Origin of the sequence: Polaribacter sp., from assembly GCF_051251875.1 — a bacterium.
In the GTDB taxonomy this organism is placed as follows: Bacteria; Bacteroidota; Bacteroidia; order Flavobacteriales; family Flavobacteriaceae; genus Polaribacter.
The window spans coordinates 34,483-49,152 of sequence record NZ_JBPOGL010000032.1 but is presented as its reverse complement, the minus strand read 5'-3'; the positions used below and the strand labels follow the sequence as shown (position 1 = coordinate 49,152).

At 31.1% G+C, this 14,670-nt stretch carries 12 protein-coding genes; 2 read left to right on the top strand and 10 right to left on the bottom strand.

All coding sequences use genetic code 11. The annotated features are described in order from the left end of the window. Window positions 1-169 precede the first annotated feature (169 nt). The 10 genes from groL to ACSHW5_RS13495 all read right to left on the bottom strand — a co-directional run bounded on the left by groL (window position 170) and on the right by ACSHW5_RS13495 (window position 11,122). Window positions 170-1,798: a chaperonin GroEL gene (gene groL / locus ACSHW5_RS13540; RefSeq protein ID WP_435676678.1), complete on the bottom strand. Its 1,629-nt coding sequence runs from the start codon at window positions 1,796-1,798 to the stop codon at window positions 170-172. Between the two features lie 61 nt (window positions 1,799-1,859). After that, complete coding sequence (locus ACSHW5_RS13535) at window positions 1,860-2,210, bottom strand: four helix bundle protein (protein WP_435676677.1); 351 nt, start codon at window positions 2,208-2,210, stop codon at window positions 1,860-1,862. A 34-nt stretch (window positions 2,211-2,244) separates the two neighbouring features. Further along, window positions 2,245-2,520, bottom strand: coding sequence for a co-chaperone GroES (locus ACSHW5_RS13530; protein ID WP_036826691.1), 276 nt, complete (start codon window positions 2,518-2,520; stop codon window positions 2,245-2,247). A 178-nt stretch (window positions 2,521-2,698) separates the two neighbouring features. Further along, window positions 2,699-3,031 carry a preprotein translocase subunit SecG gene (gene secG, locus ACSHW5_RS13525; protein WP_435676676.1) on the bottom strand — a complete coding sequence of 111 codons (333 nt, stop codon included), beginning with the start codon at window positions 3,029-3,031 and terminating at the stop codon, window positions 2,699-2,701. Next, entirely contained in the window at window positions 3,028-3,840 is an 813-nt protein-coding gene (locus ACSHW5_RS13520; protein ID WP_435676675.1) for a hypothetical protein, read from the bottom strand. The genes secG and ACSHW5_RS13520 overlap by 4 nt, the downstream gene beginning before the upstream one ends. Window positions 3,841-3,893: 53 nt before the next feature. Beyond that, entirely contained in the window at window positions 3,894-4,400 is a 507-nt protein-coding gene (locus ACSHW5_RS13515; protein WP_435676674.1) for an LptE family protein, read from the bottom strand. 125 nt (window positions 4,401-4,525) lie between these two features. Then, window positions 4,526-5,749, bottom strand: coding sequence for a sigma-54 interaction domain-containing protein (locus ACSHW5_RS13510; RefSeq protein ID WP_435676673.1), 1,224 nt, complete (start codon window positions 5,747-5,749; stop codon window positions 4,526-4,528). A 57-nt stretch (window positions 5,750-5,806) separates the two neighbouring features. Continuing rightward, window positions 5,807-6,157, bottom strand: a complete 351-nt coding sequence (locus ACSHW5_RS13505; RefSeq protein WP_435676672.1) for a hypothetical protein — start codon at window positions 6,155-6,157, stop codon at window positions 5,807-5,809. Window positions 6,158-6,218: 61 nt separating this feature from the next. Then, window positions 6,219-7,673 (bottom strand): tRNA (N6-isopentenyl adenosine(37)-C2)-methylthiotransferase MiaB, encoded by a 1,455-nt coding sequence (gene miaB, locus ACSHW5_RS13500; RefSeq protein ID WP_435676671.1) that lies wholly within the window; start codon window positions 7,671-7,673, stop codon window positions 6,219-6,221. A gap of 356 nt (window positions 7,674-8,029) precedes the next feature. Next, entirely contained in the window at window positions 8,030-11,122 is a 3,093-nt protein-coding gene (locus tag ACSHW5_RS13495) for a CRTAC1 family protein (RefSeq protein WP_435676670.1), read from the bottom strand. A 110-nt stretch (window positions 11,123-11,232) separates the two neighbouring features. On the opposite strand from ACSHW5_RS13495, the gene ACSHW5_RS13490 reads away from it, so the two are divergent. Together ACSHW5_RS13490 and ACSHW5_RS13485 are read left to right on the top strand one after the other, a co-directional pair. Next, the gene (locus tag ACSHW5_RS13490; protein WP_435676669.1) at window positions 11,233-12,723 is read left to right on the top strand and encodes a hypothetical protein; all 1,491 of its coding nucleotides are present in this window, start codon (window positions 11,233-11,235) and stop codon (window positions 12,721-12,723) included. Between the two features lie 12 nt (window positions 12,724-12,735). Beyond that, window positions 12,736-14,550: a T9SS type A sorting domain-containing protein gene (locus ACSHW5_RS13485; protein ID WP_435676668.1), complete on the top strand. Its 1,815-nt coding sequence runs from the start codon at window positions 12,736-12,738 to the stop codon at window positions 14,548-14,550. Window positions 14,551-14,670: the final 120 nt, after the last annotated feature.

The window sequence follows — 14,670 nt, the reverse complement described above, 5'->3', positions numbered from 1 at the left end:
GTAAAGAAATTTTAAATTTTCTTTACCTCTTTTTAATCCTAAATTTATTTTTATAGCTTACTTCTGAAAGTGCCTATAAACAAAAAATCCGATAGAAATGAATCTATCGGATTTTTTAATATCAATATTTCACATAAGCGTGAAATAACTTATCTGTAGCAATTTGCTACTACATCATTCCTGGCATTCCACCACCCATTGGAGGCATTGCAGGAGCATTTTCTTTAATATCAATTAATGCACATTCAGTTGTAAGAATCATACCAGCAACAGAAGCTGCGTTTTCTAAAGCAACACGCGTTACTTTTTTAGGATCTATAATTCCTGCTTCTAACATGTCTACATAAACATCATTTTTAGCATCATAACCAAAGTCTTTTTTACCTTCTAAAACTTTGTTTAAAACTACAGAACCTTCGCCACCCGCATTCTCAACAATAATTCTTAAAGGAGCTTCAATAGCTTTGTTAATAATTTGTACACCTGTAGTTTCATCTAAATTATTTGTAGTAATTTTTTCTAAAACTCTTTTTGCACGCACTAAAGCAACACCACCACCAGCAACAATACCTTCTTCTACGGCAGCTCTTGTAGCATGTAAAGCATCATCAACTCTATCTTTTTTCTCTTTCATTTCTACTTCAGAGGCAGCACCAACATATAAAACAGCAACACCACCAGCTAATTTAGCCAAGCGTTCTTGTAGTTTTTCTTTGTCGTAATCAGACGTTGTAGTTTCTATTTGAGATTTAATTTGATTTACTCTAGCTTTGATAGCTTCAGCATCACCAGCACCATTTACAATGGTAGTATTGTCCTTATCAATTGTAATTCCTTCTGCATTTCCTAATAAATCTAAAGTTGCATTTTCTAAAGAAAATCCTCTTTCTTCAGAAATAACAGTTCCACCAGTTAAAATAGCGATGTCTTCTAACATAGCTTTTCTTCTGTCTCCAAAACCAGGAGCTTTTACAGCAGCAATTTTTAATCCACCACGTAATTTATTTACTACTAAAGTAGCCAATGCTTGTCCGTCTACATCTTCAGCAATAATTAATAAAGGTCTACCAGATTGAGAAACAGGCTCTAAAATTGGAAGAATTTCTTGCAAGTTAGAAATCTTTTTGTCAAATAATAAAACATAAGGATTTTCTAAATCTGCAATCATTTTGTCTGCATCTGTAACAAAATAAGGAGATAAATAACCTCTGTCAAATTGCATTCCTTCAACAACATCTACATAGGTTTCCATACCTTTAGCTTCTTCCACAGTAATAACACCTTCTTTACCAACTTTAGTAAAAGCAGTAGCAATTAACTCGCCAATTGTGTTATCATTATTTGCAGAAATTGCAGCAACTTGTTTTATTTTGTCTGTAGAATTACCTACTTTTTTAGCTTGTTTTTCTAAATCAGCAATAATTGCAGCCACCGCTTTGTCAATTCCACGTTTTAAATCCATCGGATTTGCGCCTGCGGCAACATTCTTTAATCCTTCTTTTACAATTGCTTGTGCAAGAATTGTTGCTGTTGTAGTTCCATCACCCGCTAAATCATTTGTTTTAGAAGCAACTTCTTTTACCATTTGAGCTCCCATGTTTTCTAGCTCATTTTCTAGCTCAATTTCTTTTGCTACAGAAACACCATCTTTGGTAACTGTTGGTGCTCCAAAAGATTTAGAAATAATTACGTTTCTTCCTTTTGGTCCTAATGTTACTTTTACTGCATTTGCTAAAGCATCAACTCCACGTTTTAATCCGTCTCTTGCTTCAATATCAAATTTTATATCTTTTGCCATTTTTTAAATATGCTTTATGCTTTAGGCTATATGCTGTTGGCAAAAACCGAAAGCTAGTTTATTATTTTAATTTTTGTTTTAAGGAATAAATTTTCCTTTTTATTATATTAATTTCTTCAGTTAAATTGATAAATGATGATTCATTAATATAATTTAAATCTTTTGAAAGAATTAATTGATACTCTACCTCAGATGCAGAACCTAAAGCTATTGTTAAAAAACGATTGAATTCAGCATCACTATCTCTACCACAACCTTCACTAATGTTGGTTGGTATTGAAGATGCTGCTCTTCTTATTTGGGAAACAAGCCCGTACACTTCATCTTTAGGATAAGATTTTGTAGCGTCATATATTTTTAATGTAAATAGATGACTTAGTTTCCAAATATCATATTTTTTAAAGTCTCTCATAGCTTAAAGCTTTTTGCATAAGGCTTAAAGCGAATTAGATAATCGCCAAAATATCAGATTCACGCATCATTAAATAATCTACGCCATCTAATTTTAAGTCTGTACCACCATATTTACCATATAAAACGGTATCACCAACTTTAACGGTTAAAGGCTCATCAACTTTACCATTACCAACGGCAACAACAGTTCCTTTTTGTGGTTTTTCTTTAGCGTTGTCTGGTATAATTAATCCAGATGCTGTTTTTGTTTCTGCTGGAGCAGGTTCTACAAGAACTCTGTCTGCTAAAGGTTTAATGTTTAATCCCATTTTTTATATATTTTTGATTAATTAAATTATAATTTACTTGTTGTCTAATAGTCAGAAATTGTGCCAATGCATTAAAACTGACAATTTTTCTAGGATTGAATTTAATCATAAATTTTAGACATAAAAAAATGCCAACGTGTCATTTTCGTTGGCATTTTAAGTTATTTCTAACAGATAATTATTTTAAACTATCATTAGTTGTAGGTGTTGTGTTTTCAACAGGTGTAGTTGTTTCTACGCCATCTAAAGTATTGTCTAACTTAAAATTGTTGTCTCCATCTCTTGGAATAGCAAAGTTAGCTAATAAGATTAACGCAAACATAGCAATTGCTAAAGTCCAAGTTGTTCTGTCTAAAAAGTTGTTTGTGTTTTGTACACCACCTAAAGATTGTGCACCTCCACCTCCAAAAGAAGAAGATAAACCTCCACCTTTAGGATTTTGTACCATCACTATTAAGATTAATGCAATGGCTACAATCAAAATTAGAATTAAAAATGCTGTGTAACTCATGATTTATTTTTTTGTAAAATTTGTACTCTTTTAATTTGGTCTGCAAAGAAACCACTTTTTTCTGGATATTTCAAACTTAAAATTCTATAAGCTTGTATTGCATTTTCATACTTTTTTTGTTCTAGATACACTTTGGCCAAAGTCTCTGTCATTAAGGCGGCATCTTGGGTGTTTTTTGATACTGAAACAGCAATGGTTTTGTCTTTTACCAAAGGTTTTATTTTAGGATTATTTTTTATAAACCTATTAATTAAGTCGTCTTTTTTGCTTGTTGTTTTAACCGGTTTTTCTATTTCTCTATTAATGGGAGTTTTTGTAGATATTTGCAACCACTCATTAAATGAATGATTTTCTGTGGATGAAAAAGTAATTGGCTTTCCTATGTTTAAGGATTCTTTTACGTCTTCAATTTCGGTTTCTACTTCGCTAGTTTCTTGTGCTTCACTAAGTTTTTTGGCTAGTTCTTCAACTTTTTCTATTGAAATTTCAGAAGTGTTAGTAGGTTTTACTGTTAAATGTTCATTAGAAATTTTTTCTGAAATCTGTTGATGAATGTCTTCTTTCTTCTTATTAAAATTGTTGGTAGTTATGTAATTAAATAAAACAGTTCTGTCTGTGGTGTAAGAAGCCGTTAGTTTTAATACGTTGTTATATTTAAAGCTATCTTGATTTTTTAGACCTTTTAAATACAATGCTCTTGCGGCTTGAAAATATGGAAATTGGTCTACAACAGTTTTTAACTCAGCAGTTTCTACTTCCTGAATTTGAGTTTTATTTGTTATGATGTCTATAAAAGTGGCTGTTTTCAATTTGTATTTTATTTACTCTACTTTTAATTTAAAACTTTAAATCTTAATTATTTTTACCATTTTGCAACAGATGCATTAAAAATATCTTGTGTAACGCGTTCTAAAATTTCATCTAAAGCAGCTTCTAAAACACTTCCTGTTAGTTGTGCAGAAGCATCAAAATCTGAATAGAAAGAAAATTGTTTTTCAAAATTATCTTTTTCTATGAGTTTATTTTCAAACCTTACATTCACGGTAATTGTAAGCCTGTTTTGTGCTGATGTTTGGTCTGAAGTAGCACTCATTGGTGTAACTCTGTATCCTGTGATTTCTCCGGCAAAATATAAATCGCCATTGCCATTTACTAATGTTAAATTAGTTTGACGGGTAAATAAATCTTGTAAATCTTGCGTAAAACGCTGACTTAAAGAAGGCTCTATTAAAGAAGCTTGGTTTGGAAAGAAATCTATTTGTAATGTTTTTGCATCACCAGTACTTCCTCCGGTAAAAGAGTATGCACCACATGCCACAAGAAATACGGTGCTTATTGAAAATAATAGTATGTAGGATAGTTTTTTCATTGATGTTGTCTGGTCGAGCGCAGTCGAAACCTAAAATAGTTACTTATTAAAACCTCTCGACTGCACTCGAGTGGACAGTTTTTTTTTCAATTAAAAATACAATTTTTAAAGAATTATACATTTTTTTATAAATCGTATTGTTTTATTTTTCTATACAAAGTACGTTCAGAAATGCCCAATTCTTTAGCGGCTAACTTACGTTTATTATTGTTTTTTTCTAATGATTTTTGAATCATTTCTATTTCTTTGTCTTGTAAAGATAAAGATTCATCTTCTTCAATAGTTTCTATAAAATCGTACTCTTTTTCTGTTGATGAATTCTGGGAAATTTTCAAGACTTCAACATTTGATTTTTGAGCCTCGTTGTTTCCGTAAATTTTTTCAATTAATTGATGATTTTCTTCTTGTACATCTTCTATATTGCCACTTTTCATTAAGTCTAGTGTCAATTTCTTTAAATCATTGATGTCATTACGCATGTCAAACAAGATTTTGTACATAATATCTCGTTCAGTAGAAAAATCATTTTCTTTTTTACCGCCAATTACCGCCGGCAAGTTTCCTTTATTGTTGGGTAAATATTGTTGAAGTTTTGCGCCTGTAATAATCCTGCTTTCTTCAATCACAGAAATTTGTTCAGCTAAATTTTTTAACTGTCTAATATTACCAGGAAAGCGATAGTTTAGCAATACGTTTATAGCGTCTTCTTCTAATCTTATAGAAGGCATTCTGTATTTTTGAGCAAAATCTGCTGCAAATTTTCTAAACAGTAAATGTATGTCTTCATTTCTATCTCTTAAGGCTGGCAAATGAATTTCAACAGTACTTAATCTATAATAAAGGTCTTCTCGAAAACGTTCTTTTTCAATGGCTACTTGCATGTTTACGTTGGTTGCAGCCACAATTCTTACATCTGTTTTTTGGCTTTTAGATGAACCTACTTTTATAAACTCGCCATTTTCTAAAACACGTAATAAACGTACTTGTGTTGTTAAGGGTAGTTCACCTACTTCATCTAAAAAAATGGTTCCGCCATCTGCAACTTCAAAATAACCTTTTCTATCTTGTGTTGCTCCTGTAAAAGATCCTTTTTCATGACCAAATAATTCACTGTCTATTGTTCCTTCCGGAATTGCACCACAGTTTACAGCAATATATTTTGCGTGTTTTCTGTGAGATAATGAATGTATAATTTTCGGAATATTTTCTTTACCAACACCACTTTCTCCTGTTACTAAAACAGAAATATCTGTAGGAGCAACTCTTACTGCTTTTTCTAAAGCACGATTTAAGTGAATATCGTTTCCGATAATGCCAAAACGTTGTTTTAATGCTTGTAAGTTTTCCATAATAGCCACTTTTAATTTCCCCAAAGAGGAAAACACTCTTGTGTTTATAATTGTATTTTATTTTTTTTTACTTTCAATATATTCAGAAACACCTTTTTCCATATTTCCACTTACCCATTGCCAATTCAATTTCAAAAGAATTTTCTTTTCTTTTGTTAAACTTATTTTAGCAACTGCTTTTCCAGCTTTTAATTCGTTTTCTGATGTTACACATTGATAAATCATATTTAAAAAATCATCATGAAGTGTCGCAATAATTTTTCCATATTTAATAGTTCCTCCAGCATAATCTGCAGTTACTATATTTCCTTTTTGCTGATAGTTAAAAACAGTCTCAGAATTCACTTTTCCACTTTCAGAGTTTTCTAGCAAGTAAAAAACTTTGTTGTTAAAATTAAATTTAGCCATTTTTAATATTTTTTTTCAGAACAGTTTCCTTCCCTTTGGGAAGGATTAAGGATGGGCTTTTTTAATTATTATCAGAATAGCCAACAACAGTTCCTTTTAAAGTTGCAGACGTACAATCTTCTACTTTTACCATTACAAAATCTCCCAGTTTATAATTGCCTTTATCAAAAACGGCAACGGTGTTTTGTGTATTTCTACCTTTCCATTCATTTGGGTTTTTCTTAGAAGTGCCTTCAATTAAAAACTCTTCTGTTTTACCTAAATGTTGTTGTGTTCTGTATAAAGCGTGTTCTTGTTGTAAATCTATTATTTCTTGTAACCTGCGTTTTTTAACTGCAAAAGGCACATCATCTACCATTTTTTTTGCAGCCAAGGTTCCTGGTCTTTCAGAATAGGTAAACATAAATCCGAAATCATATTTTACGTATTTCATCAATTCTAAAGTGTCTTGATGATCTTGTTCTGTTTCTCCGCAAAATCCTACAATCATGTCTTGTGATAATGACATTTCTGGTACAATTCTAAAAATATGATCTATTAACTCTATATATTCTTCTCGTGTATGTTGTCTGTTCATGGCTTTTAACATGTTATTGCTTCCACTTTGTACAGGTAAATGAAGATATTTACAAATATTTTTGTGTTTTGCCATTGCGTAAATTACATCTAAACTGATATCCTGCGGATTAGAAGTTGCAAAACGAAAACGTGTTTTAGGAAATTTAGTAGCACACATGTCTAACAATTGAGCAAAATTTACAGCAGTTGCTTGTGCCATTTCAGAAGCTTTGTTAAAGTCTTTTTTTAATCCGCCACCAAACCATAAAAAGCTATCTACATTTTGACCAAGAAGTGTAATTTCTTTATAATTTTGATCTACCATAGATTGTATTTCCTCTAAAATACTTTTAGGATCTCTACTTCTTTCGCGTCCGCGAGTAAAAGGAACTACGCAAAAAGTACACATGTTGTCGCAACCTCTAGTAATGGATACAAATGCTGTAACTCCATTAGTGTTTAAACGGACAGGTGAAATATCTCCGTAGGTTTCTTCTTTTGATAAAATTACATTTACAGCGTCTCTTCCTTCGTTAACTTCGGATAATAAATTGGGTAAATCTTTATACGCATCTGGCCCTACAACTAAGTCAACAATTTTTTCTTCTTCTAAAAATTTTTCCTTTAAACGTTCTGCCATACAACCTAAAACGCCAACTTTCATGTTTTTGTTTACTTGTTTTACAGCATTGTATTTTTGTAATCTTTTACGAACGGTAGTTTCTGCTTTTTCTCTAATAGAACAAGTATTTACCAAAACTAAATCTGCTTCTTCTAAAATTTGAGTAGTGTTATAGCCTTCTTTATCTAAAATTGCAGCTACAATTTCACTATCATTCATATTCATTTGACAGCCATAGCTTTCTATGAATAATTTTTTAGAATTTTCTTTTTTTTGTTCGGTTACAAGTGCTTTTCCTTGTATTTTCTCATCTATGATTTTTTCTACGTATTCCATCTCTCAATTTATCATTTAAAGGTGAGCAAAGATACAACCAAATTTGAATTGTTGTGACAAATTGGCAGAAAAGTATTGTTAAACAAAACAAAAAAGTGGTTGCATATAATTTTTTTCATTGTTTGTAAAGTAGGAGAAGGCAGTAAATTATTTTAGTAGCGTTGCATTTTTATTTCAACCAAAAAACAAATAGTTGTTTCTGTTCTATAAAAATCTGTAAAGTTAGCAGTATAGGTGTTCAATGAATTAAAAATTAAATCATGTTAATTTTACAGAGATTCATGGGTTTTTGAAAAAATCTGTTGCTGATTTAAAGTGATTTTTTAATTCAGATACTTTTACCAGTTTCCGTTATTTTACAACTTTAATAATACATCCGGATAGGTTATTTGATAAGATTGTTTGGTGTTTATATCTTTAATAGTAAACGTTTTTCCGTTGCTCCATTTTACGGTAATAGTTGTTTTGGTATCGCTGCCAAGGCCAAAGTGTTGTATCTTAGGATGAACAGAAAGATAGCCTGTTGTGCTATGAATTTCTCGCCATATATTTTTATGGTTTTTGCTGTTCAGAATTAATGAAGAACCTATTGCGTCTCTATTTATTTTAGCTTCCGGATTTCCTATTAGTTTTATTTTTATCCAGTTATTGTTTGTGGATGTTTTATTCTCTAAAAATGCGGCGTTGTCATGATAGTTGTTTACAATTATGTCTAAATCGCCATCATTGTCATAATCTAAATAACTTGCGCTTCTAGAATTGCTATTTAAATCAACGCCTAATGCTGCGGCTTCATTTGTTAAAACACCATTTTTATTCACAAAAAACACGTTTTTTTCTCTATTACTTTGGGCGTACGTTACTGTACTAGATTTTTTTTGGTCATTAAAATAAAAAGGGTTTTCTATTGAGTATACGCTAAAATCATTCATTCCGTTTAAGCAGTATAAATCTTCATCACCATCATTGTCAAAATCAAAAAAATCAGCATCCCAAGACCATCCTGTGGCAGAATAACCACGACCAACATTTGTAGATAATTGAAAAGATTTTAAAGTGTCATTCTCAACTTCAGATATAAAAAGATCATTGGCTTCAACGGTTCTAATTCTGGTCATTTTATCTTTATCAAATTTCATTGTGGTGTTTGCATTCGGACTCACATATTTTTCATCTTTTTGCATCACAACAATATTAGAGATGTAAAAATCTGGGAATAAATCACCATTAATATCTGTGATTCCTACATTCATAGTATAAGAAGGTTTGTCGGTTTTTAATTGTGCACTCACTTCTTTAAATGTACCAGAGGGCGTGTTGTAATAATACTTGTTTACACCAAAGTCGTTACCAATAATAAGGTCTTGCAAACCATCTTGATTAATATCTGCATGACCTAAAGCTTGTGTCCAGCCATTATTGGTGCTTTGTTCATCTGTAAAATTTACTTCAATAAATTTAAAATTACCTAGATTTTTAAATAGTTTATTGGGCATTCCATTTTGATTATTTCTGCTTAAAGTTGGTAGTTTACCAGCTACATAATTTCCAAAATATCCTATAAAAATATCTAAAAGTCCGTCGTTGTTATAATCGAAAGTGGTTGCAGGTCCTGCTACAGCATTTTCTCCTCCAAGATTTGCATTACTGGTAACATCTGTAAAATTTAGGGTACCATTATTTTTATATAGTTTATGCGGCATATTTATATAGGTGATAAAAATGTCTTGCAAACCATCATTGTTAAAGTCGGCAATAATTGGTTGTCTTGGTTCTCCAAAAGAGTTTAATTCCTTATTCCAATTGTTTATGTTACTTGTTTCTGTAATATCTTTAAATTGTCCGGATGTAGTATTTAAAAATAGTTTATTTCCATAACCTCCTAAAAGTAATATGTCAATAAATCCATCATTATTAATGTCTTCACAAGCAACACCAGAACCGCCAAATGCAGGCGGAATGGCTAATTTTATGGTGTTTTCATCATTAGAAACGGTATAACTTCTAATATGTCTATTTAACCAATCTGCAGATTTATGCGTAAAATTAACATGTGTTTTGTTGTTTACAATCTTAAAAACGGAAGACTTGTTCTGGTCGTTTTTTGAAGAATAAATTTTGTTGATATTCAATTTTTTCTTTGAAAAATCATAGCTATCAATGGCTTTTTGAACTATTGAAAAACCTTCTAAAATATCAGCAATATCTAAATGAGGTTTTTGTTGATTGTGAGAGTATTCTCCGGCTAATCTTAGTACAAGAACACCCATTTGCGCTACACCTTCTACAATTAATTCCGCTGCATTCGGGTCTATGTTTTTAATGGGTTTGTCTTTTAGATCGTTTAAAGAGTAATCTAAAATGTTCCAATGAAAACCACTATCTCTAAATGCGTCTAAATCATACGATTCTATTGTTATTTTGTCGTTTTCACTATTTGGAAAAAAAGTAATGTCTTCAAAAGAATTCACGTCAAAAGGCATAAATTTTTGCAAAGATTTTTGAACATTCTCAACTCTAATTAAATCACTAGTGCTTTTAGAAGCGTCTTCTATTAAGGATATTGTACACTGTATTAAAGATTCCATATAATATTGCCTCAATTTATTTGAGGTTTCATGGTCTATAGGCCATTTTTGCTTGGCAAAATAGACTTGTATATTTCTAAGAAATACGCTTGCTTTAAGTTGATTATAATTCTCGTATGATTTTATTTTTTGTTTGATAATTTCCTTGACCACCAAGTTGTTGTTTGATAACTTTTTTTTAGAATTTACTGGATATTTTTCAGAAGGTATGTTTTGTAATGTTTTTGAATTTTTTAAAACATGAATCCAGCTTTCAGAAAGTAGATTTTTAGAAATAAAGGCTAGGTTTTTTTCTCTTGATGAAGTATCTGCAATTTTTAAGGTAATTAATGTTAGTAAATTTACGTATTCATTTACCAATTCCATGGTGTTTGTATCAAACGGTAATAAAGCGTCAGCAGAAAACAAAAATAGGTCTTGTTCTACGGAAAGTAAAGAACGATAACTATAGGAAACCGATGAATATTGGTCATAATCGAGTTTAGATATAATAATGTTGCTATTTTTTAGTTGATAAATATAACCTCCTAAATTATTTTTAGAATACGTTGATAAATTTTTAATGATGGGTTTTAAATGATTAATTTTTATTTTTTGACTTTCATTTTTTTTTGCTTTTTGCGAGCCTTTTTTTCTGAGGTAATAAATAATTTCTTTCTGAATTTTAATTTTTAAATTCCTAGCATCATCATGCAAAGGCGTGCCAAACATAAAGTCTTCAAGTCTATTTGCGGTTGCATAGCATTTAGGATCTCTTTCTTTTTCTAGTTCATATATTTTATTTACAATGGTAGTAATGTTAGAGGTATCTTGGCAGAAAGTGACTGTTGGTAGTAGTAAAAAAGTTAGTAATAATTTCATTAACAATCGGTTAAAGGGCATAGTTGTTTTTTTCTTTTGATACTTAAATATACATGATTAGATTAATTTTAAGTATATTTATGAGAAATTTAACTAAAATATTTATTATTATGATAAAGAAACTACTTTGTTTTTGTGCATTTTTTATGCTTTTAAGTACATCTGTTTTAGCACAACAAGATCGAGATATTCCTGTACAAAAAAAAGAGGTTCTAAGTCCTAATGACCAGGTTATTGCAGATGATTTAATAGTGACAGGGAGCATTGCAGTTGGTTTTGATGCTGTTAATGGAGAAAGTTTTGGGTTTGATACCTTTAGACTTAAAGAAAATAATTTAAGAATTCATTTTGATGATACATCTGCTTCTGGATCGTTTCCAAGCAATGATTGGCGCATTACAATTAATGATAATGCTAATGGAGGCGCAAATTACTTTGGTATTGATGATGCTACGGCGAATAGGTCTGTCTTTAAAATTTTAGCAGGAGCACCCTCTAATTCTTTTTATATGAAAGATAATGGTTACCTAGGTTTAGGAACTGCTTCACCGGTTACACAATTTCACATTGCCCATGGTAATACTCCAACCATGCGTTTAGAACAAAATGGTGCTGCTGGCTTTGCATCTCAAACTTGGGATGTGGCAGGTAATGAAACTAATTTCTTTATAAGAGACGCAACTAATGGTAGTACATTGCCATTTAGGATTAAAGCAGGTGCGCCCGGCGATGCTTTGTATATAGCGGCAGACGGAAATATTGGTTTGGGAACTGATAGCCCATTACAAAAATTAGATGTACGAGGAAATGCTTATGTTAAAGATAATTTATACGTTGGTTTAGAAATAAGTGCAGGATCAAGTATACCAAATGAAAATGCTGCTCTAGAATTAACAGCTGCAGATAAAGGGTTGTTATTAAATCGTTTAACTACTGCTAATAGAACGGCGTTAGAAGGTGTATTAGTAGCCGCAGATATTGGTTTAATGGTATATGATACAGATGAAATGATTTTGTATGTTTGGAATGGTACCGTTTTTACTTCATCTACTCTTGGCGATTTAGAAACACGTGTTGCCAATTTAGAAACTGCTGCTCAAGCCTCAGTATTAGACAAAACTCCACAAAAATTTAATTATCAAACTTCTTTAGTAGATACAAACGGAGAACCTATTATGAACCAAAGTGTAAATTTTAAAATTAGCGTTTTAAAAGGTACAGCAGCAGGAACCGTAGCTTATGAAGAAACTCATAACGTTACTACCACAAGTAAAGGACTCACTGATTTTAAAATAGGAAATGGTACCGTTGTTAGTGGTGTATTTGCTGATGTAAATTGGGCTGAAGATGAGTATTTCTTAAAGGTGGAAGCAGATGTTACAGGAGGTACAACGTATCAAGATTTTGGAACTACACAATTAATAAGTGTTCCTTATGCTTTACATGCTAAAACAGCAGATAAATTGACAGGAAATTTAGCAGGAAATCTTGCTAAATCTGCAGATAGTCAACAAGAAGAATTGTTAACGTTAAAAAAAGAAATAGAAACTCTTAAAAAAACGGTAGAAAGTTTAATGAAGATGCAACAAGGAAACAAATAAAAATTTATAGATATGAGATTTTTAAAGTTTTTATTTTTAACAATAGTATGTACTAGTTACGCTCAATCTATAGAGAAAAGCGTAATAGGAAGTTTTGGAGGTACACAAATTACTGGCGCAACCACACTTAATTTTACAGGTGGTGAAGTTGTTGTTGGTGTACAAACCGAAGGAAATTCAATTCTTTCTAATGGTTTTCATTCAGGGTTTACACTTTCTGGTATTTATTGGAACGGTAATGTAAATACGCTTTGGAATGAAGCAAACAATTGGGACGGAGCTATCTTGCCCAATAAAACAGACAATGTAATTATTGTTGATAAAGTGAATGATCCTGTGTTTAATGTTGCTGTAGATTCTATCAGAAGTTTAGAATTAAGAACTAATGCATTGCTGAAAATTAGTGCAGGAAATTCTTTAGTTTTATTAGAAAATGGAGAAAATGCAGGAGAATTAATTGTAGAATCAGAAGCAGCGCAAAGTGGAGTGTTGTTAGTGAAAGGAAATTTTATAGGGAACGCAACTTATAAACGTGGTGGTTTGTTGGCAAATAAATGGAGTTCGGTTAGTGCGCCAGTAACAAATCAGTCTATAAAGGATTTTGCAGAGAATATAAATAATGAAATAAGAACAAATACAAGCGTAACTCCGGCTAATTATGCAATTGCGCGTTATAATGATGCCAATGCTGTAAAAAAATGGGAGTATTACAATACAACAGTAAGTGCTGGTGAAAATTTTATACTTGCCAAAGGTTACTCAATGTCTAGAAGTACAGATGGAGACCTTACATTTACTGGAGGTTTGTATACTACAAATGTGGCAAGTACGGTGGTAGAAAATCAATGGAATTTAATAGGAAATCCTTATACAACCTATTATCCTGCAAATAAAAATGGAGGAAGTAGTTTTTTAGATGATAGTTTAGCTGATTTAGATGATTTAAAACAAGCTGTATACCTGTGGGATAATAGCCAACTTAAATATGTAGCAACTACAAACTTAGTAACTTCATCCCAGCGTTTTTTTACGCCTGGTCAAGGTTTTTTTGTAAAAGTAAAAACAGGTGTAAACGTACTTAATTTTTTAGAAAATAAAAGAGATGTTTTACCCGCGGAAGGTAAATTTTTTAATAAAGAAGCAACTACAACTCCTTTTATTCAACTGTTTGTAGAAAGCAATGGGGTTAAAGTAAATACAGATATTTTATATTATGCAAATGCAACACTGGGTTTTGATGTTGGTTATGATATAGAAAACTTTGATTCTTCAGGAATCGATGTTTTTTCACATTTAATACAAAACAACCAAGATAAAAATTATACCATTCAATCATTACCACAAGGTCAGTTTGAAACCATGATTGTACCTATTGGTTTAAAAGCATCCGTTAATGAACAAATTACATTTAATAGTAGCCAAGAAAGTTTACCAGCAGATGTAAAAGTGTATTTAGAAGATAGAAAAGAAAATGTTTTTACACTTTTAGATTCAGAAAATAAAAGTTATCAAGTAACAATGTCTGAAGATGTAAATGGAACAGGTAGGTTTTATGTTCACACTTCATCAACAGCATTAGATTTAGAAGGTTTAACTTCTTCTAAAATAAAAATGTATGCTTCTAATAATAAATTATATATAAAAAATATAGATTCAGAAAATACTCACATTCAGTTGTTTGATGTCTTAGGTAAAAAAGTTTTTGAAGAAAATACTTTTATAACTAATGATAAAAAAATAAACCTGTCACATCTTTCTGCAGGTGTTTATGTGGTGAATTTATCTACAAATAAAGAAAAGATTTCTAAGAAGATTGTTCTAAAATAAAAGTACTATTTCCCCATCATATTTTAGATAAATTAAAATTAAAAATGCGTTTAAAATTTTTTTTTAAAAAAAACGTTCTACTTTTGCGTTTCAAAATAGTGCGTTTTTAATGCATTTTAG

Excerpts from the sequence above, each read along its gene's own strand:
- ACSHW5_RS13535 (WP_435676677.1), bottom strand. The coding sequence starts at position 2,210 with ATGAGAGACTTTAAAAAATATGATATTTGGAAACTAAGTCATCTATTT.
- ACSHW5_RS13485 (WP_435676668.1), top strand. The coding sequence starts at position 12,736 with ATGAGATTTTTAAAGTTTTTATTTTTAACAATAGTATGTACTAGTTAC.
- ACSHW5_RS13510 (WP_435676673.1), bottom strand. The coding sequence starts at position 5,749 with ATGGAAAACTTACAAGCATTAAAACAACGTTTTGGCATTATCGGAAAC.
- secG (WP_435676676.1), bottom strand. The coding sequence starts at position 3,031 with ATGAGTTACACAGCATTTTTAATTCTAATTTTGATTGTAGCCATTGCA.
- groL (WP_435676678.1), bottom strand. The coding sequence starts at position 1,798 with ATGGCAAAAGATATAAAATTTGATATTGAAGCAAGAGACGGATTAAAA.
- miaB (WP_435676671.1), bottom strand. The coding sequence starts at position 7,673 with ATGGAATACGTAGAAAAAATCATAGATGAGAAAATACAAGGAAAAGCA.
- ACSHW5_RS13490 (WP_435676669.1), top strand. The coding sequence starts at position 11,233 with ATGATAAAGAAACTACTTTGTTTTTGTGCATTTTTTATGCTTTTAAGT.
- ACSHW5_RS13515 (WP_435676674.1), bottom strand. The coding sequence starts at position 4,400 with ATGAAAAAACTATCCTACATACTATTATTTTCAATAAGCACCGTATTT.
- ACSHW5_RS13495 (WP_435676670.1), bottom strand. The coding sequence starts at position 11,122 with ATGAAATTATTACTAACTTTTTTACTACTACCAACAGTCACTTTCTGC.
- ACSHW5_RS13505 (WP_435676672.1), bottom strand. The coding sequence starts at position 6,157 with ATGGCTAAATTTAATTTTAACAACAAAGTTTTTTACTTGCTAGAAAAC.
- ACSHW5_RS13530 (WP_036826691.1), bottom strand. The coding sequence starts at position 2,520 with ATGGGATTAAACATTAAACCTTTAGCAGACAGAGTTCTTGTAGAACCT.